Genomic DNA, 17493 nt, shown 5'->3' with positions numbered 1-17493 from the left:
ACCGGATCTGTAAGATCAACACATAAGACACCGTGATCAGACCACCACTCCGCAACGTACTGCGTCGTAGCCGTATGGTGGTAGTTATGATGCTGGAGAAACCGTCGACACGTCACTTCACCGGTGTAGCCAGTATGATCTATCTTGTAGGCAGACGCAATATCCTCCTCTGACGGGTCCGCAGTATCGACGGCAACCGGGCGCACGAAAATCAGATCCACGGTCGGATGTGTTCCGAGCCGGACGTACTTTCTATTGGTAAAATGAGGGTGATACACGTCTGTGTTTAAGCGGAGCTCATCGTCCTGAGAGATGGCAACCGTCTCACCTGCCGAGCCGGTAGGCGTAGTGTGGTTGTTCATTGGAAGGAGCAGTACAATAGCTCGTTTATTATCAGCGCTAGCTATCCGTCTCTTGATTGTCTTTCGCTTTCGCTTCAACGTCGCTCCGATCAGCAAGCCCGTGAATCAACGGCTCCCGGAGCACGTCTTCAGCAGCAATGTTCCAGCGACCAGGGAAGTGTGGCGTCGTGTCGAGCCCGGGTAGGTCTGGGGAGACGAGCCCGCGGGGATAGCGGAACGAGACACCGAGATAGGCCGGCTCTGTGCCAAACTCCGTTGCGATCCGCTTGCGCGTGTAGTAGTCTTTTAAGTACTTTCCGTAAATATTTTTCCCCGGATGGTCGTGAGTGCTGAGCCGTCCGATCCAGTCTCTGATAAACGGCCGGCAGTCCCGTTCGAGAATCGCGTCGTCGGTTTCGTGTTCGACGAGGAACGTCTCAAACGCCTGTTGATGGCTCCGTTCGTTTCGGCTTGAGGCTTGCTCGACGTCCCACTCGGCCGTCATCTCTTGGTGGACGAGCTCTTCGGTGTCCGGATCATAACAGTAGAGTGCCTCCACGAATCGGACATAGCTCAGATCAACTGGCCGATGGCATTGACGGACTTTGGTATGTTCGATGTCTCTCTCATCGTCGTATGTCTGGACGGGCTTGCCGTACTTGTTTTCGACAACCCACTGGCCGTCGTCCTTGTAGTATCGCGGCAGATTGAACTCAAACGCCTCAAAGGGCGCTGTTGCGTCCCCGCGTGCGAGTATTTCACCGTCATGAACGAGTAGATATTCACCGTCCCAGGTCAACCACCACTGAGACTCAGAGACCCCTTCCGGCAACAGCATTGTTTTGCCGTCGACAGTAATCGTCTCCGAGCAGTTGTGAAGCTGTGTTTTCGTTGGATCACGCTGTTTCATCGGAGCCATGAGCTTGTCCAGCGCCCATGAGCCGAGTGTGTCGAGTGACTCGGTACGCCCGTCGTCGTCCGTCTGTGGTATCATTACGGTGATTGTTTTATATCCCCAGACTGCCTGCCGGATGAGATTCGTATAGAAGCTTCCCGGCTTCGACCGTGTTCGGTACTCGACTTCGACGGCGAAGATTTCGCCATCGTCACGCCGGATCCAGATATCTGGACGCGATCCTGTGTCTTGGGTGACGATTTCCACGTCGTACCCGTTGTTGTCGAAGGCGACAGCGACGCGTTTAATCCGCTCCCAGTGCTCATCAGTGCCGTCGTTGGCCGTTGTCCGGTCAGGGTCGAACTCGCCATCTTCGATCGGCTCTGTAACGCCAATTGTGACCTCATCCGGGAGCAGTTTCTCGGGGTCAACACCGACAGCATCAATATCAAGCCCCGTCGCCTGTGGGGCGTTCTGCCAGGGATCACCGCCGGGATCGACCGTGCCCAGCCCGACGTAGTGTTCAAGATCGATCTCTCGAGCAAGAAGACTCGTATACGCACAGCGATCCTCAAGGATATCAGACGCTCCGTACTGCCCCCGCCGCATCAGTGTGAACTCTCTTTCGCCGGTGATACGCGCTTGTCCCGAACTAAAATCCGGAAGCTCAGTCTCTCGGCCGGGCACCACCGATCCATCGTACAGCGAGACATTGTACCCGTCGTCAATGACGGCGAGACTCGACGAGACCCCAAGGTCCGCAAACGAATCCGCAGGATCACATTTTCGACCGTACCGAAGACAGTCGGCGTACTCACTTTCGGTGCTGATCTTATATGCTGGATTAAACAGGAAGATCCGGACCGTGACCTGATATTCGTAGCTTTCGGGGAGCCCGCTGGACCGACGGTACAGCGCGTAATAGAGGAACGGTTCGCCGGCGAGGTCCTCGAAGAGGGCGTTCGCGTCCGCCCCGGACACGCTCCCACGACGCGCAGGCTTCAGATTTTCCTCCTCCATCACGAGTCGCGTTCCAAGCGCCGGCGACGGTCCGAACAGTTCCAAAGGGAGTGTCCCGATACGGATATCAAGTGACTCCGGGAGTTCGCTGGTCAGTTTCTGATACGTTGTATGGAGCGGTTCCGGGAGCGCATCAGCGCTCTCTGGCTGGTTTGTAACTATTACTTGGGTCGTTGACTCTCGAGACGGGGTATCTGCCCGAAACGCGTACATCATCCCATCGGTGACGGGCCAGGCGAACTGTTCGGCTTGGTCGATTGTAATATTATCATCCCTTCTGTCATCAAACAGATCAGCAATCACTGTCGCCCCCCGTTCCGGTCCAGTCTCGAACGTCTCGGCCATTGAGGCGTCAACTTTCACGAATACAACACTTGTCCGGTCTTTGTCGGAGCCTTCAGTGAGTGTTGGTCGAACGCCGATGCTGTGGTGATAGTCGGACGAGTCGTGCTCTGAGTCCGACTCAGCCGACGCTGATTCGCTTTCCTCGTTTAGTGTCGATTGGGTTGTTGCCATTGGATACTGTGATCTCGTTTTGCGGTGTCTTCGCGTCCGAGAGAGCCGACCGTCGGCAGCGTTACTCGCCTACTGTCGACGGGGGGACAGCCCACGCGCGTCCACAGATCTGGCGGTGGGACCCGCCAGCCTCAAGCACGCGTTTGACTGTAATGTTCGGTTCAGCACTCAGTACGGAATCGAGCTGATTCTTATACGATGGAGGGCAGCCTTCTGCCTCAAGGTGGCGCGTAACCACGGTATAAAACTCCTCGTAGCCGATTCCCGCGCCCGGCGAGTCGACCGTGTACTGCGTGAATATCCGGTTAACGAGCGCAGCTATCTCCTGATTCGCTTCGGTGTCAGCACCGTCGCCGCGTTCGGACGGCCCCGCGACCGTCGTGACGCCGTCATCAGATCCGTCCGAGAGCGCATACACCGTACTCTCCGTGAGCGGTGCTGTCGGCTCGACGATAAGCGGCCGTTTCACTGGCGTCCACGTCGTCGTCTCCGAGGCCGCCTGGTAGTCTGTCGTCGGTGTCACGGCGGGTCGATCCGTTGGACTCCGCTCCTGGTCGACGTCGGTCCAGCTCCCATCCTTGAGGGTGAGACTCTCATTTTCGAGGACGGCGGTTGCGAGAACGTCCCCAGCAGACCGCAGCTCGTAGCGACGATCGTGGTCCGCGTCGGGGAAAGTCCCGCAGACCCACCACGCTGGCGCAGCAGTTTCGCTTGCGGTGACGACCACTGCGCCGTCGTGTTCGAGTACTGCCGTTCCAGTATAGAACTGAAGACTGTCGCCAGTCGCTTCGGCAGCGGGATCTCGGAGCCAGTGGGTGACGAGAGCACCGAGCCGCTTATTTCGGGCCACGATCACGTGACGAGCATCACGCTGGGTAGCCGCAGACGCCGCGCGAACTGCTCGTTGAGGCGTCTGTGAAGACGTGACAATCGTTACATCCGTCGGTTCGCCGTTAATCCGGCAGCGTAGTTGTACGCCCGAGCGGCCGCTCTCGCGCGCGTGCGTGACATCGTCGACGGCTGGGGTTTCCGCCAGCACATCGGCGGCCATCGTCGACATCGGTTGGTGTTTGCTCATCGTTGTCTCGGGGGTCGACCCCCTACGACCACCATCAATAGGGAATGTAAAAATCGCTGTTAGAGTCAGGGGTGGTTACTGACACTTATAAATAGCCCACGTAGGCAGCCACCAATCTCTGTAGAAAACACCGGGAAGTTGTGGATGTCTCTTTTTGTTGTAGCGGTTTGGTCGTCGAGGTGTGAGTTTGTTGTAGCGGTTTGGTCGTCGAGGTGTGAGTTTGTTGTAGCGGTTTGGTCGTCGAGGTGTGAGTTTGTTGTAGCGGTTTAATCGTTGTAGTGTCGGGGGGTCATCAGTGAGGTTTCGTTGGAGTGTCGGGGGGTCATCAGTGAGGTTTCGTTGTAGTGTCGGGGGGTCATCAGTGAGGTTTCGTTGGAGTGTCGGGAGGTCATCAGTGAGGTTTCGTTGGAGTGTCGGGGGGTCATCGGTGAGGTTTTGTTGAGGCGTCGTTGGGGGAGCGTGGTGTCTCACTTGGACTGGAGAACGCACTGCGCATGGTTTCGAAACGTGCGGGGTACCTTGCGGTGGACTACTCGTGGTGTTCGCTGGACGATCTTCTGATACGGAGTCGTGAATTCATTGACGCTGATCTGGGGCCCAAGCGCATCCGTCGCTGATCCTCAGAGTGGCTGGAACCGGATGCTGGCAGCAGCCGTTCGGATCGCTTGCGTGTGTGTCGCGTTCTTTCTCCGTGCTGGTTGGGTGTTTCAAGATGCGATAGTCGCTACGATCTGTTGAGAGAGTGCGTTGACAGTCGCCAGTTCATACGGACGCACTGGGCTGTCCGTGAGTTACCTTTGGAGCTGTCCAGACCGATCGTTCAGCTGGGCTCGCTCCTGGCTTGCTCTTGGATCGCGTCTGGCCGCAGCATGGGACTGGTCATGTCTCCGCGTGGGCTCTCGTTGTGCGCTGTTGTCTGTGAGGGTAGTGTATGAACGGTCCAGCGTTAGTCTGTGAGCGATTCAAACTGTGGTCTCTGGTAGTTGGGGAGCCTCCGGTGCGTGCTGCTAGCGTGGTGACGTGAGCTGTACTGGACTCGTCAATAGCGAACGCGTGATCTCTGTCAGGTTGCTGCTAGTGTGCCAGAAGTTTGCGTCGAGAGTACGGGTGGTTTGCGTGAAGATCGCTGGAGAATCGTTGGAGGATCGCTGGAGGATCGACGAAGAATCGTTGGAGGATCGCTGGAGGATCGTTGGAGGATCGCCGGAGGATCGTTGGAGGATCGACGGAGGATCGACAGAGGATCGACGGAGGATCGACAGAGGATCGACGGAGGATCAACAGAGGATCGACGGAGGATCGACAGAGGATCGACGGAGGATCGATGAAGAATCCGTTGAGGATCGCTGGGATATTGGGAGAGCAGTCGTGGGAATGTATTGGTTCGACGACGCCGATGAGTTCGGATCGATACTGGTTGCCAGGATGCTCTCGATACCAATACAACGCATACTGAAACAGCTGCGCCCGATTCTTGACCTGAGACCTCGTCGACAACAGCCTGTGATACGACCCAGCCCCCGGACTGAGACACCACCGATCCCAGCTGGAGGGCACGCTGGAGGGCACCGACTGAGCTGCAAGGAAGGAACCACCAAAATCGCATGACGAGAGCAACTTCAGGGCACCAAACACCGACTGATATAATACTAATATGAACCCATCACTGCGGGGTGACCAAGAGCCGACGGCAGCCATCTCAGGAGGGACCCAAGACAGCAACCAACCCAACCGCTCGCAACACACCCCAAGCCACGTCGGTGCCAACCCACCAACCAAATTCGAGTTGGGTACGCTCTGTTGTAGCAGCCCCAACAGATCCCGACTACTGAATCGCTGTCAGTAGCCGACTCCAGTCGAAACGATCCCTGTAGCAAGAATCGGTAATACGGTCGCAGTCGATCGACGACGCACCAACCGGGCCGGGATGTGTCCCGGGCCAACCAGCCCAGTCGCGACGACGCACTGTCGACCGTCAGTTGCGATGTCCCGGGCCAACGCCAACCGAGTCGCGATCGGAACCCCCACGATGACGAATCACGCCTGCCACGACAGCCAGCACTGATCCCAGACTGAGAGCACTCCCGCCGAAACGCACCCCACCACTCGACGCCGAATCAGCTCCACCGCCGAACCGATCACGCTCTCCACAAACCGACCCCAACAGCGAGTCGGAAAATTGGAATCGGATCTCCGGATCTTGTATGCCACTACATGACACGCCCAACGGAGTGCAACTGACCCACCCGACTCGTCGCCGGAGTGGTCGCGAAGAACTCTCGACCCAAGGGTTTGTGACTCCGCCTCATGGTTCAGCAGCTGACTGCGACTGATACACCGACGAGTCACAGTGGAACCCGATCCAAAATCGATCTGCGAAACTGACCAGCAATGGAAATCCCTACCCAAACGGATCGCGGTTCGAGTCGTTGCGTGACTACTCGCTGCTTGGGTGGAATCGATTCGGATCGGCCGGCCCCGATCGTGAGAGAAGATACCGTCCGATTGGCTCTCGCGTCAGCATCGCAGATCGAAGCGTCCCCGTCGCAGATCAACGCGGCCGTGAGCAAGACACCGTACCAGTACTGGACACCAATCTCTGTTGGCGGACATACCGGTGGTGGATCCACCACCCAATGCGAACCAGTAACAGGATCTGTAAGTACCCTCCCAATGTCGACGCACCAAACGGAGAGTCTGATAGATCAGTACAAGTATATCAGAATAATTATATTCCAATCGATTGAAGTGGATTTGAAAGAAAACTATTGGGAACAACAGACCGTATTCGTGGATCTTGCTGTGCTCCTTCGAACGATCCATCCCAACACTGGAATGAGCCATGAGACGCCTCCAAACGCCGATTACTCCGCGATGGCCCAGCCTGCTTCGGTCCGGCTTGACTGCTCGTTGTAAGGATGTCGACCGGTATTTTCAACTGGGGCTTTGTCATCCCATTCAACCATCTCAAGAACCGCCTGTCGATCAACATGCTCGCGGGCCGGTGGTTGATACGTGAGCCCGATGGATTCGAGTTTCCGGGGTAGATAGTCGGCCGCGTACTCGACGTCAAACTCGGTTTTGAGGATGGCTTCGACTGTGGTTGTCGAGACTGGTTGTCGCTGGGCAATCTCGTCAAGAAACGCTGTCTCTGCTGCCGGTGATAGTTTTGGTGGTCGTCCGCCGCCATAGTCCGGGAGTAAGCCGTCAACGCCGCCCTCGTTCCACTTTTGGCGCCACCGATACCCCGTTGATGTTGTGTGTCCCTCTCGAGCAATTGCGTCCGACACGGAGTCTCCCTGATACAGACTCTTAATAAATCCGAGTCGCCGAGCGCGTTCCCCGCTCTCGGCCGCCTTCAGCTCCTGATCCAGTGCTGTCTCGGAGAGGTGTCGTTGGACGGGTCCTGAGTCGCTCATTACCAGAGATATTCCCAGTTGTTTTCTAAAAGCTGTTGCGTTAGGACTGTCCTGTGCCTGACCAGTCTACTGGGTCAGCGGTGGTTTCCAAGTGGTCGTCGAAAGGTCGTGTCGCCCCGTGCGAGCGCTATTGAGCGGTGGGGCCCTAGCGGTGGTCGCCACCTGTCGGTTTGCCCAGAGTGGTCGGGAAACTACTCTGCCCCTCTTGGGTCCCTCCTGAATCAGTACTCACGTTCTCTCGGCAGGGGTGATACGTATGGTTATTAGTATTATATCAGTCGGTCTCTTATGCCCTAAAGTCGCCGCCTTCTTGCGGTTTTCAGCATCGTTGCTCTACAGTCATATCGATGCCCCACACCGTGCCTCACAGTGGTCCGACATGGAGATCGCACCGGCCTCCACCAGAGGCGGTCTGTGAGTTCCCGCCGGGGGCGGTCTGTGAGTTCCCGCCGGGGGCGGTCTGTGAGTTCCCGCCGGGGGCGGTCTGTGAGTTCCCGCCGGGGGCGGTCTGTGAGTTCTCGCGCGCTCGGTTCGTGAGTGAGACTCGAAACCGTCGCGAGATCATCAATCGAGTTACGGAGAAAGCTCCGGAAGCACGTAACACTTGGTCGTCACGAGCGTCGACGACGGCTCGGCCGGCTTCTCGACGAGTCCCGTCACGCGCCCCGCCTCGTCCGTCTCGACCACGCCGGCCGTCGTCGCGACCGCGGGCGACACCTCCTCGACCGCGAGCGCGGCATCTGCCTCTCCGATAGCCTCCACCGCCGGCGCGACGCTCCCCGCGAAGACGTTGTCGCCGTTCACGAGCAGGAACGTTCCGTCGACGTGCGGCTCGGCCTGAAGCACGGTATGCCCAAGTCCCAGCCGTTCGCGCTGGTGGACGTACGTAATCGGAACGCCCGCGAAGTCATCACCGAACCGGTCGACGATCTGGGCCGCCTCGTACCCGACGATCACGACCAGTGCGTCGGCCCCGGCGTCGACCGCCGTCTCGAAGGCGTGCGCGAGGAGGGGCCGCCCCGCTACCTCGACGAGTCCCTTCGGTCGGTCCGCCGTCAGCTCGCCGATTCGACTCCCACGGCCCGCGGCGGGTATCACGGCGTCCATACGCAAGACGCCACACGCCGATCACCTAACCGCATCGACGGAACTACCCGGTCCAGAAGCCACGTTGGCGGGCTTCGATCTCCGAAAGCACCGTCGAGAGGACGTCACGCCAGTCGGTCGGGTGTGTCGTATCGTCGCCGGATATTGGGGCCTCTGGTCCCGCATGGACGTGGTCACGGGCGTTGTGACAGTTGTTGCGGCGATAGTCTGAAGTACATAGACTTCGAACAAAAAACTATGACCGCTGATCACGATCGTGTTCGTTCGGACGGCGGGATCGACGCGCTGGATCCGCCACCGAGAGATGTGATGGATGAAGAGGCGCTCAAGCCAGAGACGCTGGCCCGAAACGCTCCGCGACTTGAGACAGTCGTTCAGCTGCTCAACAACCCAGCACTGGCCCGCGTCTACGTCTACGTGTGTTACTGGGGGCCGGTTGCCCCGCCGGAGATCACGGAGGCACTCGATATCTCGAAATCAACGACCTACGAGTATGTCGATCAACTGGTCGATCTCGGACTCGTCGACCGTGATGACTCAACACGCCCCCAGCAACTGACTGCTGATCCGATCGTCATCGTCGAGCAGTACGCCCCGATCGTCATCACACCGACCGTCCTCCACGCCCTCGCGCTCCAAGAAGTCGACGAGGATATTGAGTATTTCATCGACCGCTACGGTATCGGGAAACTTATCGCTGCGCTACGGGGGGCTGGACTCCATTTCGCGGGTAAGACGACCCAACGGATGGTCGCCACTGATATCGACGTTCGCGAAACGGAAGCAATGATGATCGTCTACGCACTCAAACCGGCACTGGCCGTTGGCCGAGACCATGATCCATTCTTTGAATATCTGTTCCCGGATGTGGCTGACGAAATGGATCTCCCCGACCCTGACGGAGTATCTGATTGATACAGGACTTGAACTGCCTCGAACCCAATATTCGAAGTCTTTTAGTTGAGTCAGTGACTGTACCTAAGTGAGATGGTGGACCCCGACCACGTCGTGACTGCTGAAGACGTTGCCGACGCGACCGGCCAGTCCATCGAAACGGTGGCCCGGGGCTGGCACGAGCTGGCCGAAGAGCAGGTCGATACCGAAAAATCCGAGTCGGAGTCCACGGACCGTCGCCGGATGTTTTCTGACGATTAACCCTTTTTCGGTAGGTCGCAATGAGTGGCACCAACGGCGGGTCCACTAATTCCATCGATCAGCTACTGGGCCACACAGAGGGACCGACAGGAACGCCGTCGGAAGAGGTGATCAAGCGTCTTCGGTACTCAAAACAGATCGTTGACATCAACTTCACCCGCCTTAGCGGGCTCTGTGATGATATTGCCACGGACGGGTTCGTGTATTATGATCCCGTAGAGCAGTCGGATACGGAGGGGCTTCGAGCGAACATCTATGCGGATATCCATAACTACCTCTCGTCGATCTATTCGTTGGTCGAAGAGATCCACCCGTTTCTGAACTCGTGTGTCGATCAAACGATCGACAAGGACACGTTCGTCAGAGGCTCGGAGCGCGCAGACCCCACCCTTCCCCCGTTTGTGAGGAAGGTAGTGTTCGCTTGGGGGGTTCGAAATCAGTTCACACATGGAAATTATCGCTGTCTCAGTATCAGAGAACGGACTGAGTCTGACTCAACATACATGAGGGTTTACTTTCACAAAACACGTTTTGATCCCCGCGGAAATGGAGAGCTTGCTGATGTCGGTGATTATCTTTGGGGTATCGATGAGAATGAAGAAACACATCCGATGTGCTACTTCGCAAATTTATATACCTGTTTTAGTGATTTCTGGAATGATCTGATTCGTTGGAGCAACAATGCGTAATCTGAATGGTCCCCTGATTTCACTGCCTGTTCCGGCTAGACTGTCGATCCACTAACTCACTTGCCCGCTCTACGTCCTCCGACGTGTTCACGTTCACGCGCTCACCGAGCCGCACGGTCGCCAACTCGTACCCCGCCCGCACCAACGACCCACGGCCTCGCTCAGCTGGTACTCGTCCTCGGCAGACGGCCTGAGCAGCGCACAGGCGTGAAAGACATCCTTGGACAGGATGTCCCATCCGATCGTGACGAGCGTTGACGACGGCTCGCTCGGCTTCTCGACGATTCGCGTCACGCGCCCCTCATCGTCCGTCTCGATCATGCTGAAGACTCTCGGTCTGCTGCCGGTTCACGAGCGCTTCCGGGATGTACGTGAGGGTCTCGGGCCGACTTCCCCTTCGATCCATGAGCGGAGCAGGTCAAGTGTCTCAGGGCGTGGCCCAGAGGAGGTTCACGCGGAGTGACCCGCGTCGGGATACGCGGTGGAGTCGAGCGAGATCGCGTCGGGTTCGAACGCCCACGAGTCGACGAGCGGATGTGTCGCTGCCCGCCGGCCGAGCGTTCGCATCGTCGTCCGGTCGAGTCGACCACCGGCGGGCACGTCATCGGGCAGTGTTTCGTCCGGCATGCCCTTCCGAGTCAGACGGACGCACCGAGGTCGCCGCCGTCACGTTGCCGATCGGCTGCCCGTGAGACGGCCTGCTGGAGCAGGTCGATATCGTGTCGGGCCACTCGCCACCGAGACAGCGACTCGAGTTGATCGTTGACCGCTGCGTGCCCACCGTCGTCGATCCGAGCAACTTCAACCGAATCGGGAGAGGGCACACCGAACGACTGCTGGCGGTCAGCGTCCTCTTCGAGGAGGTGATCCAAGCACTCCCGGAGTTCCGCATGCGTGTGTTCGTCGGCTAGCCGTTCGACGCGCTTCCACTACTGCGCGAGCATGCCGAAACACTCGGCCATCGAAATCCCGTACCCGCCGGCGACGACGTGTGGATCCCCCTCGGCATCGATCACGCGCCGCTTGATATCGCGGACAGTGACCCGCGTCCCCTCTACACACGGCTCACCGGAGCGAGTCGCCTCGTCTCGCACGATCGAGGGGATACCACAATAGACGACCGATATCCGTTCACTCCTTCGGGAGGGGTCGCATGGTGCCGGCCGCCACCGGATCCTCCCGCTGCGGTGGGTGTCTTGGATTGACGTAGACAGTTCACCGGGGCGTCCGTTCCGTGAACGTCTCGTAGGCTTCGGCGATCGTCTCGACAATTTCGGCTTTGTCTTCGTCTGCGAGGCTATCGCCCCGAAATTCGATGAGCGAATCGAGGACGACTTCAAATTTTGATGGATCAGTAGCCTTTGCCACGACTGTCCAGCCGTCCGGGTCGGTGTATGTAAGAGACGCCACGACGTTCGCCGTGAACACGAGGATGTCCCGAATACCGCCAAGCGTTCCGTCGTCTCCGACAAGACTGTCCGGAGTCGCCGGCATCACGAGTAAGTCGTCACGCTCGTGGGACACTGTGAGTGTCTCGCTAGCTAAGAGCGGCCGGTTGGGGAGTCCGCTGATCATTCTACTCTCGACCGGGTGTGATACTTTCGTCCGGTCTTAAACTGTGTCAACTCTTCGATCCGGCTCTCCAGTTCTTCGATCTCCTCGCGAAGTTCCGTGGCCTCGGGGTCGTCGCTCGTGGCGAGCCGATCTTTCAGGCGACCCTAAAGCGTGAGGGTGGTTCGCTCAGATACCGAGATCGCGGAACGTCCAGTCGTTTGGCAGGTTTGCGTCGAAGCCGGCTTCTTCGACGAGATCACGGATGCGCTGTTCGACTGTTTCGTCCAGCTCGAACGTGTAGTCGAATTCCTCGTCCCAGTCGTAGTACCGCGGCATCCCTGGCCAGTGGTTGTCCGTCTTCAGGCCGTAGGCGCAATCGAACAAGTAGCGACGATACGGCATATCGTCACAGCTGATGCGAGGGAGCGTTCCGTTGATCGACTCGTCTCTCACCAACGTTTCGAGCAGATCGACTGCCGCGTACTGGTCAGCGTAGAACGCGTGTTCGAGCGTCGGGTTGACGGAGAAAATGTCTTCTGAGGCGCGGGCGCGGAGATGGTCGGCCACCGGGTGGTCGGGATGGCCGATTCCCCACCCGTACGCATGGACTTCCTCCCGCGCAGTATCGGCCGTATCGTCGGCAGTGACTGCGATGGCATCGAGGTATTCGAGTGCCGCAACTGGAATCGCCGACACACCGTCGGTCAACCGCGTGCGGATCAGATTCCGTCCTACGGCATTCGCGATCGTGGGCGTCACAAGCGGAATCTTGTCATCCGCAGTCGGATCGTGTGCATCGATCACATCCTCGAGGAATTTCCAGCCCGCTGATCGCGCCGCCTCGTCAAGGGCGTCACTAACCCGCTCGTGGTACGGCCAGAACACGTCCCGGTATGTATCGCCACTGTTGGCTTCCTCGAGTGCAGCCGAGAGCGCCGACTCGAACTCGACGACTGCGCAGTGGAGGGCGTCTCTGTCACCATCCGAGAACCGGTCGAGTAGGGTCTCAAGTTCGGTCACGGACCTGTTTCGTTCGTCGGCTGGCGATGAACCTGTGGATTGTGACTGCTTGAGATCAACCGAGCCAACGGTTGTCTCTGGTTGGACATCGCCACAGTCGTGGAGGCGAAGACGAGTGAGTGTCTCGAACGACTCTCCGCAATCGTCGCACTCGTGAGCCATAGTCCTACTACAGGTATGTGGGCAAAATGTGTTCCTTCTTTGATTAGTGAAATACCCCACCCTCAACGAAGCCACGCCAGTGGCTGAGTAGGGTGGGGTAGTTCACCCAGCCGAGCCGTCGTCACCTCGTACCCTGCCCGCACCAACAACCCTACGGCCTCGCTCTCGAGACCATCGAGACCAAACCCCGAAGCACAGATATCTGTGCCAGCAAAATATATGTGTGCTTAGGGCGTAGCGTAGCGTATGCCTGACAAGCCACTGCCTCCTGACGGCCCCGACGAGTTTCCCACCGAAGCGGAACTACCGAACGATCCGGTAACCGTGGCTGATATTGACCCGTTCGCCGTTGCTGACGATGGCTTCGAGGATATCGATGAGTTCGCGGCCGCAGAGTGGAAACACGAAACCACCGCGAACGAGCGAATTCGCACGGTGATCGATAGAACGACGACTCCGAGATCGGCGGGCGACATCGCAGAGACAGCGCTCGTCTCAGAAACAAAAGCCAGAACCACACTCGACAAGCTTGCTGCCGAAGGGATTGTCAAACGTCAGCAGACTGACTCCGGAAAACTGTACAGTCGAGACCCGGAGTGGCACCTTCTCAAGCAGATCAGGCGACTCGCCGGGAGCGAAACGCTCGTCGATCAAATCCACCGAGTGAAACAGGAGCTCGCAGCGTACAAAGCAAAATATGACGCAGCCGATCCAGAGGAACTCCTGATTTCAGACACGGAACTCACCCAGAACGAACTCGACGACGTCTCTCACTGGCGGACAGCAGAACGAGAACTCAGCCACCTCAGAGCGGCATACCGCCTCAAAGAAGCAAAAGAACAGGCAACCACCGTAACTGAACCAAGAGACAGACAGACGGGAAGTCAGACAACGAGCCCCGCTGGCGATCAGCCCCAACTCCAGTAATGGGGATGGGGAACGGCTCTCCAATTGATTCAGAAGCAATTGATGAGAGCGTAGCGCAGATACGCCACCAACTCGGTAACGGAGTCGTCACAGTCCGATACCGGTATCAGAAAGGTCACCCGTTCAAACAGCGGGAAGGAGAAGATATCAGAGCGGCACGGGTCACTGTCACCCCTGGAATCCACGAGCGAGGTGGGTACTTCGATATCCAGTGGTGGGAGAATGGAGACTACAAATACCATTATCGGGAGGACGGACTGGAATTCAGGTTCGGGTGCGAAGGGGCGAATGAAACCACCAGTAAGCCGGTACGGCACTTTCATCCGCCAAGCGATCTCGACGCACACAGGCAATCCTGTATCGGGATCGAACGACCACCGACACTTGTCACAATTGCTGTCCTGAAGACGTGGTGGGCAGCAGTCAGGCGCGGTGATGAGAGTTTGGTGAACGCGCAAAACGGCTTGCCGTAATCGGAATCCCCTCGAAGGCGTGACCGAACCGGTCGATGATCTGACCCGCCTCGTACCCGACGATCACGACCAGCTCGTCGGCACCGGCCTCGACCGCCGTCTCGAAGACGTGCGCGAGGAGGGGCCGCCCCGCGACCTCGACGAGTCCCTTCGGTCGGTCCGCCGTCAGCTCACCGAGCCGACTCCCACGGCCCACGGCGGGTATCACGGCGTCCATACGGGAGACGCCACACGCCGGTCACCTAACCCCATCGACGGGGCTATCGCTTCCCGTGACCTCCCACGACTCTCGCTCGACGGCCGATCGAGCCGAGCCGGCGAACGACCGTGATAGTCACAAACGGTTTTGTCGCCCGGCACGTAGGAACGCGACATGGTGGAGTCGAATCACGGCGGGTCGGCAATCGACGGCGTGGACGTGGCGGCGCTCCGCCGATATCTCGCGGCGACGGATGTCCGCTTCGCGGTCCTGTTCGGCTCCCGAGTCCGAGGAGAGACACACGACTCGTCCGACGTCGATGTCGCCCTTCGATTCTCTGAGGAGCTATCCCCGAAAGAACGCTTCCGTCGACGGAACCGTATCGACACGGATCTCCAAGGGTATGCGGACGGCTTCGTCGACGTTAGCGACATTCAGGACCTTCCTCTTCCGATCGCACGCGCAGCCCTCCAGGAAGGAGTTCGGCTGGTCGGTGACGAACGAGAGATCGCCGCCTACCGTGAGCAGATAGACGCCGAATACGATCGAACTGCCGCCGATCGGGAACGGGACCGGCGCGAGTTCATCGATCGGCTTGCGAGAGGAGACATCTAGATGGTGGACGAGGAGGTCGTCGCGACGAAACTGGAGCGGGCGCACGAGTACACGAACGATCTCGCGGAGATGCGAGGGATCCCGAAAGAGGAGTACGTTTCGGACGTCGTACTACAGCGAGCAGTCGAACGAACGCTGATGAATCTAATCCAGTCCTGTATCGATCTCGCACAACACGTCCGCGCAGCGAACGGTATCTCGTCGGGTGGAACGGCGAAAGAAGAGATACGGGCACTCGGTGAGTTGGAGATCATCTCTCGTGACACACAGCAGAAAATCGAGGAAGCCGTTGGGTTTCGAAATGTCCTCGCACATCGGTACGGAGAGATCGACCACGACGTGGTGTATGAGGTGTTACACGAGGACCTCCATTGGTTCAAGCGATTCCAGCAGGAGGTCGCACAGTGGCTTCAGGATCGACGGTCGTGAAACGTGGTCTGTTCTCGCTCGACCGGATCAGATGTATTCTCGCGCGTACTCGACGTCGAGCGCGAGATCCTCCTCGGTGTAGTGTCGCTCCACCCCGCGTTCTCCGAGGAGCCGATGGAACTCCGCCTTCGAAAGGCCGGCTAGCTCTCGTGCCTTTCCGAAGGACAGGTACTCCTCCCGGTACAGCGACACCGCGAGTTCCTGCCGGACAATCGGTTCGCGATCCTCCGGTGGTGCCGCGATCGCGTCCAACACGTCCGCCGGGAGATCGATGCTGCTCATGTCGTTGGATCCAGCGTCGTGCTACTTAGTAACGCCGTTCGTTCACTCGCTTCAGTCACGACGTTTGTTGTCTTGACGCCGTCTCGAAGACGTGCGCGAGGAGGGGCCGTCCCGCGACCTCGACGAGTCCCTTCGGTCGGTCCGCCGTCAGCTCGCCGAGTCGACTGCCGCGCCCGGCGGCGGGAATGACCGCGTCCATACGGGAGACGCCACATGCCGGTCACCTAACCGCATCGACGGAACTATCGGATCCAGAAGCCACGTTGGCGGTCATCGATCTCCGAGAGTGCCATCGAGAGGACGTCACGCCAGTCGGTCGGGTGTGTCGTATCGTCACCCGGTGTCGGGGCCTCTGGCCCCGGATGGATGTGGTCACGAGTGTTGTGCCCGGACGGATGTCTGTCCCACCGGTGATTGAACGCCCCCGTCTCGTGGGTTTCGTGATAGTGGAGCGAGAAATCTCCGCTTTCGAACCAGACAATCTCTAGACGGGCACTCTGAACCCGGTCGGGGTAGAGTCGCCGATCGTACTGACACACCAGTCGTTCGGGCGCGAAGCTAGGCTGGTCATTGACTTCGGTGAACCGATCGTCTGTCGCGAAACGCTCTCGAATGACCGCTAGCCGGTCGAAATCGATCGGTCCACCAGAAATCGGACCCCCTGTTTCGTCCTCGCGGCCGGCAGTCATGCCGCGGATTCGAGATCCGTGGCGTCGCCGGACGTGGGAGTGAGTGCTCGTTCGAGGAGAGACACACGACGGCGAGCGGTTTGCCACGACGAGAGTTGCTCCCAGACCGCCTCGATAGACTGGTCGGTGTCCGCAGCGTACTGTGTGATCGAGACGCCCGTCGGGGACTCGGCGTCGAATTCAGCTGCGAGTGCGTCCACTCGCTCCGATTCCGACCGCAACAGGTCGAGTAACTCCTCGGTAGCGTATTCACGTCGGAGTGCTTGGACACGTCGCCAGTTCAAGTACTCTTGATTCCGTTCGTAGGTGGCTGGCGAATCCGTGACCTTTGTGACGATGCCCATCCGTTCGAACCAGTCCAAGTATTCACGTGCGGCGTCGACCCCGTGTCCCGCACGCTCGGCAACCTCGCTTGCTGTCGCCGGATCGTCGAGTCCGAGCACGGCATCGAAAAAGTCGTCCCGTGTTCGATCACCACGAACGACCTCCTCCGGCGGAGTCAGCGCGTCGAAGTCCGGCGCGCGTTTATCGGTGTCGGCTCGCACGTCCGAACGCGGATCTTTCATATCTCACCATGCGATTCAAAACGTAATAAAACTTTCTTGGACGGATTATCCCGATTTGAATACGGGAAACGACGACCACTCGTCGGCCCCGGCGACCGCCGTCTCGAAGGCGTGTGCGAGGAGGGGCCACCCCGCCACATCGACGAGTCCTTTCGGTCGGCCGTCGGTCAGCTCGCCGAGCCGACTCCCCCGGCCAGCGGCGGGTATCACGGTATCCATACCGACACTAGCATACACCAGCTATCTCAATCCGTTGGCGGACCCTACTCGTATACTCTCAGATATAGTAGTCCCGACTACAATAGTCTAAACTACGATAGTCTAAACTACGTTACCTGCGCGCTTTATATACCGGGG

At 58.6% G+C, this 17493-nt stretch carries 22 protein-coding genes and 1 pseudogene; 8 read left to right on the top strand and 15 right to left on the bottom strand.

Going from position 1 to position 17493, the window contains the following annotated elements; translation table 11 throughout:
• Positions 1-399: 399 nt before the first annotated feature.
• Entirely contained in the window at positions 400-2772 is a 2373-nt protein-coding gene (locus EXE41_RS01085; protein WP_241987170.1) for a hypothetical protein, read from the bottom strand.
• 61 nt (positions 2773-2833) lie between these two features.
• On the bottom strand, positions 2834-3850 hold the full coding sequence (locus EXE41_RS01080; RefSeq protein WP_137690066.1) for a hypothetical protein: 1017 nt from the start codon (positions 3848-3850) through the stop codon (positions 2834-2836).
• Positions 3851-4966: 1116 nt separating this feature from the next.
• On the opposite strand from EXE41_RS01080, the gene EXE41_RS19455 reads away from it, so the two are divergent.
• Complete coding sequence (locus EXE41_RS19455) at positions 4967-5458, top strand: hypothetical protein (RefSeq protein ID WP_137690065.1); 492 nt, start codon at positions 4967-4969, stop codon at positions 5456-5458.
• Positions 5459-6714: 1256 nt separating this feature from the next.
• Here the strand turns inward: EXE41_RS19455 and EXE41_RS01070 are convergent.
• Positions 6715-7269 (bottom strand): helix-turn-helix domain-containing protein, encoded by a 555-nt coding sequence (locus EXE41_RS01070; RefSeq protein WP_137690064.1) that lies wholly within the window; start codon positions 7267-7269, stop codon positions 6715-6717.
• Between the two features lie 573 nt (positions 7270-7842).
• Entirely contained in the window at positions 7843-8376 is a 534-nt protein-coding gene (locus EXE41_RS01065) for a nucleotidyltransferase family protein (protein WP_137690063.1), read from the bottom strand.
• Positions 8377-8613: 237 nt separating this feature from the next.
• Between EXE41_RS01065 and EXE41_RS01060 the strand changes: the two genes are divergently transcribed.
• The 3 genes from EXE41_RS01060 to EXE41_RS01055 all read left to right on the top strand — a co-directional run bounded on the left by EXE41_RS01060 (position 8614) and on the right by EXE41_RS01055 (position 10220).
• Entirely contained in the window at positions 8614-9291 is a 678-nt protein-coding gene (locus EXE41_RS01060; protein ID WP_137690062.1) for a helix-turn-helix domain-containing protein, read from the top strand.
• Between the two features lie 72 nt (positions 9292-9363).
• Entirely contained in the window at positions 9364-9531 is a 168-nt protein-coding gene (locus EXE41_RS18970) for a hypothetical protein (protein ID WP_158294379.1), read from the top strand.
• Positions 9532-9551: 20 nt separating this feature from the next.
• Entirely contained in the window at positions 9552-10220 is a 669-nt protein-coding gene (locus EXE41_RS01055; protein WP_137690061.1) for a hypothetical protein, read from the top strand.
• A 93-nt stretch (positions 10221-10313) separates the two neighbouring features.
• Here EXE41_RS01055 and EXE41_RS01050 read toward each other — a convergent pair whose 3' ends face one another.
• Together EXE41_RS01050 and EXE41_RS18965 are read right to left on the bottom strand one after the other, a co-directional pair.
• The gene (locus EXE41_RS01050; RefSeq protein WP_241987169.1) at positions 10314-10541 is read right to left on the bottom strand and encodes a sugar phosphate nucleotidyltransferase; all 228 of its coding nucleotides are present in this window, start codon (positions 10539-10541) and stop codon (positions 10314-10316) included.
• A gap of 129 nt (positions 10542-10670) precedes the next feature.
• The gene (locus EXE41_RS18965; RefSeq protein WP_158294378.1) at positions 10671-10847 is read right to left on the bottom strand and encodes a hypothetical protein; all 177 of its coding nucleotides are present in this window, start codon (positions 10845-10847) and stop codon (positions 10671-10673) included.
• Positions 10848-10975: 128 nt separating this feature from the next.
• Between EXE41_RS18965 and EXE41_RS19165 the strand changes: the two genes are divergently transcribed.
• Positions 10976-11131: a hypothetical protein gene (locus EXE41_RS19165; RefSeq protein ID WP_199240841.1), complete on the top strand. Its 156-nt coding sequence runs from the start codon at positions 10976-10978 to the stop codon at positions 11129-11131.
• An 18-nt stretch (positions 11132-11149) separates the two neighbouring features.
• Here EXE41_RS19165 and EXE41_RS01040 read toward each other — a convergent pair whose 3' ends face one another.
• The 3 genes from EXE41_RS01040 to EXE41_RS01030 all read right to left on the bottom strand — a co-directional run bounded on the left by EXE41_RS01040 (position 11150) and on the right by EXE41_RS01030 (position 12956).
• Positions 11150-11314 (bottom strand): DUF433 domain-containing protein, encoded by a 165-nt coding sequence (locus EXE41_RS01040; protein WP_241987168.1) that lies wholly within the window; start codon positions 11312-11314, stop codon positions 11150-11152.
• 121 nt (positions 11315-11435) lie between these two features.
• The gene (locus tag EXE41_RS01035; RefSeq protein ID WP_137690060.1) at positions 11436-11795 is read right to left on the bottom strand and encodes a hypothetical protein; all 360 of its coding nucleotides are present in this window, start codon (positions 11793-11795) and stop codon (positions 11436-11438) included.
• Positions 11796-11960: 165 nt separating this feature from the next.
• Complete coding sequence (locus EXE41_RS01030; RefSeq protein ID WP_137690059.1) at positions 11961-12956, bottom strand: hypothetical protein; 996 nt, start codon at positions 12954-12956, stop codon at positions 11961-11963.
• A 246-nt stretch (positions 12957-13202) separates the two neighbouring features.
• Here EXE41_RS01030 and EXE41_RS01025 point away from each other — a divergent pair, with 246 nt between their 5' ends.
• Entirely contained in the window at positions 13203-13883 is a 681-nt protein-coding gene (locus EXE41_RS01025; protein WP_241987167.1) for a winged helix-turn-helix domain-containing protein, read from the top strand.
• A 423-nt stretch (positions 13884-14306) separates the two neighbouring features.
• On the opposite strand, the gene EXE41_RS01015 is transcribed toward EXE41_RS01025, so the two are convergent.
• On the bottom strand, positions 14307-14573 hold the full coding sequence (locus EXE41_RS01015) for an NTP transferase domain-containing protein (RefSeq protein WP_137690057.1): 267 nt from the start codon (positions 14571-14573) through the stop codon (positions 14307-14309).
• 156 nt (positions 14574-14729) lie between these two features.
• On the opposite strand from EXE41_RS01015, the gene EXE41_RS01010 reads away from it, so the two are divergent.
• Entirely contained in the window at positions 14730-15170 is a 441-nt protein-coding gene (locus EXE41_RS01010; protein WP_137690056.1) for a nucleotidyltransferase family protein, read from the top strand.
• Positions 15171-15599 carry a DUF86 domain-containing protein gene (locus EXE41_RS01005; protein WP_137690055.1) on the top strand — a complete coding sequence of 143 codons (429 nt, stop codon included), beginning with the start codon at positions 15171-15173 and terminating at the stop codon, positions 15597-15599.
• A gap of 27 nt (positions 15600-15626) precedes the next feature.
• Here the strand turns inward: EXE41_RS01005 and EXE41_RS01000 are convergent, their stop codons facing one another.
• The 5 genes and pseudogenes from EXE41_RS01000 to EXE41_RS00980 all read right to left on the bottom strand — a co-directional run bounded on the left by EXE41_RS01000 (position 15627) and on the right by EXE41_RS00980 (position 17355).
• A complete protein-coding gene (locus EXE41_RS01000; protein WP_137690054.1) occupies positions 15627-15881 on the bottom strand; it encodes a UPF0175 family protein in 255 nt (84 codons plus the stop codon).
• Between the two features lie 79 nt (positions 15882-15960).
• Positions 15961-16080 (bottom strand): annotated as a pseudogene (locus EXE41_RS00995) (NTP transferase domain-containing protein); the annotation flags it as partial.
• Positions 16081-16123: 43 nt separating this feature from the next.
• Positions 16124-16570 carry a hypothetical protein gene (locus tag EXE41_RS19990; protein WP_137690053.1) on the bottom strand — a complete coding sequence of 149 codons (447 nt, stop codon included), beginning with the start codon at positions 16568-16570 and terminating at the stop codon, positions 16124-16126.
• Entirely contained in the window at positions 16567-17136 is a 570-nt protein-coding gene (locus EXE41_RS00985) for a hypothetical protein (protein WP_137690052.1), read from the bottom strand. Before EXE41_RS00985 ends, EXE41_RS19990 begins: the two co-directional genes overlap by 4 nt.
• A 45-nt stretch (positions 17137-17181) precedes the next feature.
• On the bottom strand, positions 17182-17355 hold the full coding sequence (locus EXE41_RS00980) for an NTP transferase domain-containing protein (protein WP_137690051.1): 174 nt from the start codon (positions 17353-17355) through the stop codon (positions 17182-17184).
• Positions 17356-17493: the final 138 nt, after the last annotated feature.

This window comes from Halorubrum sp. SD690R (genome assembly GCF_005435035.1).
Lineage (GTDB): Archaea > Halobacteriota > Halobacteria > Halobacteriales > Haloferacaceae > Halorubrum > Halorubrum ezzemoulense.
This window is presented reverse-complemented; position numbering and strand designations above follow the sequence as displayed.

Coding starts and splice junctions, on each gene's coding strand:
- EXE41_RS19990 (WP_137690053.1), bottom strand. CDS start 16,570: ATGACTGCCGGCCGCGAGGACGAAACAGGGGGTCCGATTTCTGGTGGA.
- EXE41_RS01080 (WP_137690066.1), bottom strand. CDS start 3,850: ATGAGCAAACACCAACCGATGTCGACGATGGCCGCCGATGTGCTGGCG.
- EXE41_RS01070 (WP_137690064.1), bottom strand. CDS start 7,269: ATGAGCGACTCAGGACCCGTCCAACGACACCTCTCCGAGACAGCACTG.
- EXE41_RS01085 (WP_241987170.1), bottom strand. CDS start 2,772: ATGGCAACAACCCAATCGACACTAAACGAGGAAAGCGAATCAGCGTCG.
- EXE41_RS00980 (WP_137690051.1), bottom strand. CDS start 17,355: ATGGATACCGTGATACCCGCCGCTGGCCGGGGGAGTCGGCTCGGCGAG.
- EXE41_RS01035 (WP_137690060.1), bottom strand. CDS start 11,795: ATGATCAGCGGACTCCCCAACCGGCCGCTCTTAGCTAGCGAGACACTC.
- EXE41_RS01025 (WP_241987167.1), top strand. CDS start 13,203: ATGCCTGACAAGCCACTGCCTCCTGACGGCCCCGACGAGTTTCCCACC.
- EXE41_RS00985 (WP_137690052.1), bottom strand. CDS start 17,136: ATGAAAGATCCGCGTTCGGACGTGCGAGCCGACACCGATAAACGCGCG.
- EXE41_RS18965 (WP_158294378.1), bottom strand. CDS start 10,847: ATGCCGGACGAAACACTGCCCGATGACGTGCCCGCCGGTGGTCGACTC.
- EXE41_RS01060 (WP_137690062.1), top strand. CDS start 8,614: ATGACCGCTGATCACGATCGTGTTCGTTCGGACGGCGGGATCGACGCG.
- EXE41_RS18970 (WP_158294379.1), top strand. CDS start 9,364: ATGGTGGACCCCGACCACGTCGTGACTGCTGAAGACGTTGCCGACGCG.
- EXE41_RS01000 (WP_137690054.1), bottom strand. CDS start 15,881: ATGAGCAGCATCGATCTCCCGGCGGACGTGTTGGACGCGATCGCGGCA.
- EXE41_RS01050 (WP_241987169.1), bottom strand. CDS start 10,541: ATGATCGAGACGGACGATGAGGGGCGCGTGACGCGAATCGTCGAGAAG.
- EXE41_RS01030 (WP_137690059.1), bottom strand. CDS start 12,956: ATGGCTCACGAGTGCGACGATTGCGGAGAGTCGTTCGAGACACTCACT.
- EXE41_RS01055 (WP_137690061.1), top strand. CDS start 9,552: ATGAGTGGCACCAACGGCGGGTCCACTAATTCCATCGATCAGCTACTG.
- EXE41_RS01065 (WP_137690063.1), bottom strand. CDS start 8,376: ATGGACGCCGTGATACCCGCCGCGGGCCGTGGGAGTCGAATCGGCGAG.
- EXE41_RS01010 (WP_137690056.1), top strand. CDS start 14,730: ATGGTGGAGTCGAATCACGGCGGGTCGGCAATCGACGGCGTGGACGTG.
- EXE41_RS01015 (WP_137690057.1), bottom strand. CDS start 14,573: ATGGACGCCGTGATACCCGCCGTGGGCCGTGGGAGTCGGCTCGGTGAG.
- EXE41_RS01005 (WP_137690055.1), top strand. CDS start 15,171: ATGGTGGACGAGGAGGTCGTCGCGACGAAACTGGAGCGGGCGCACGAG.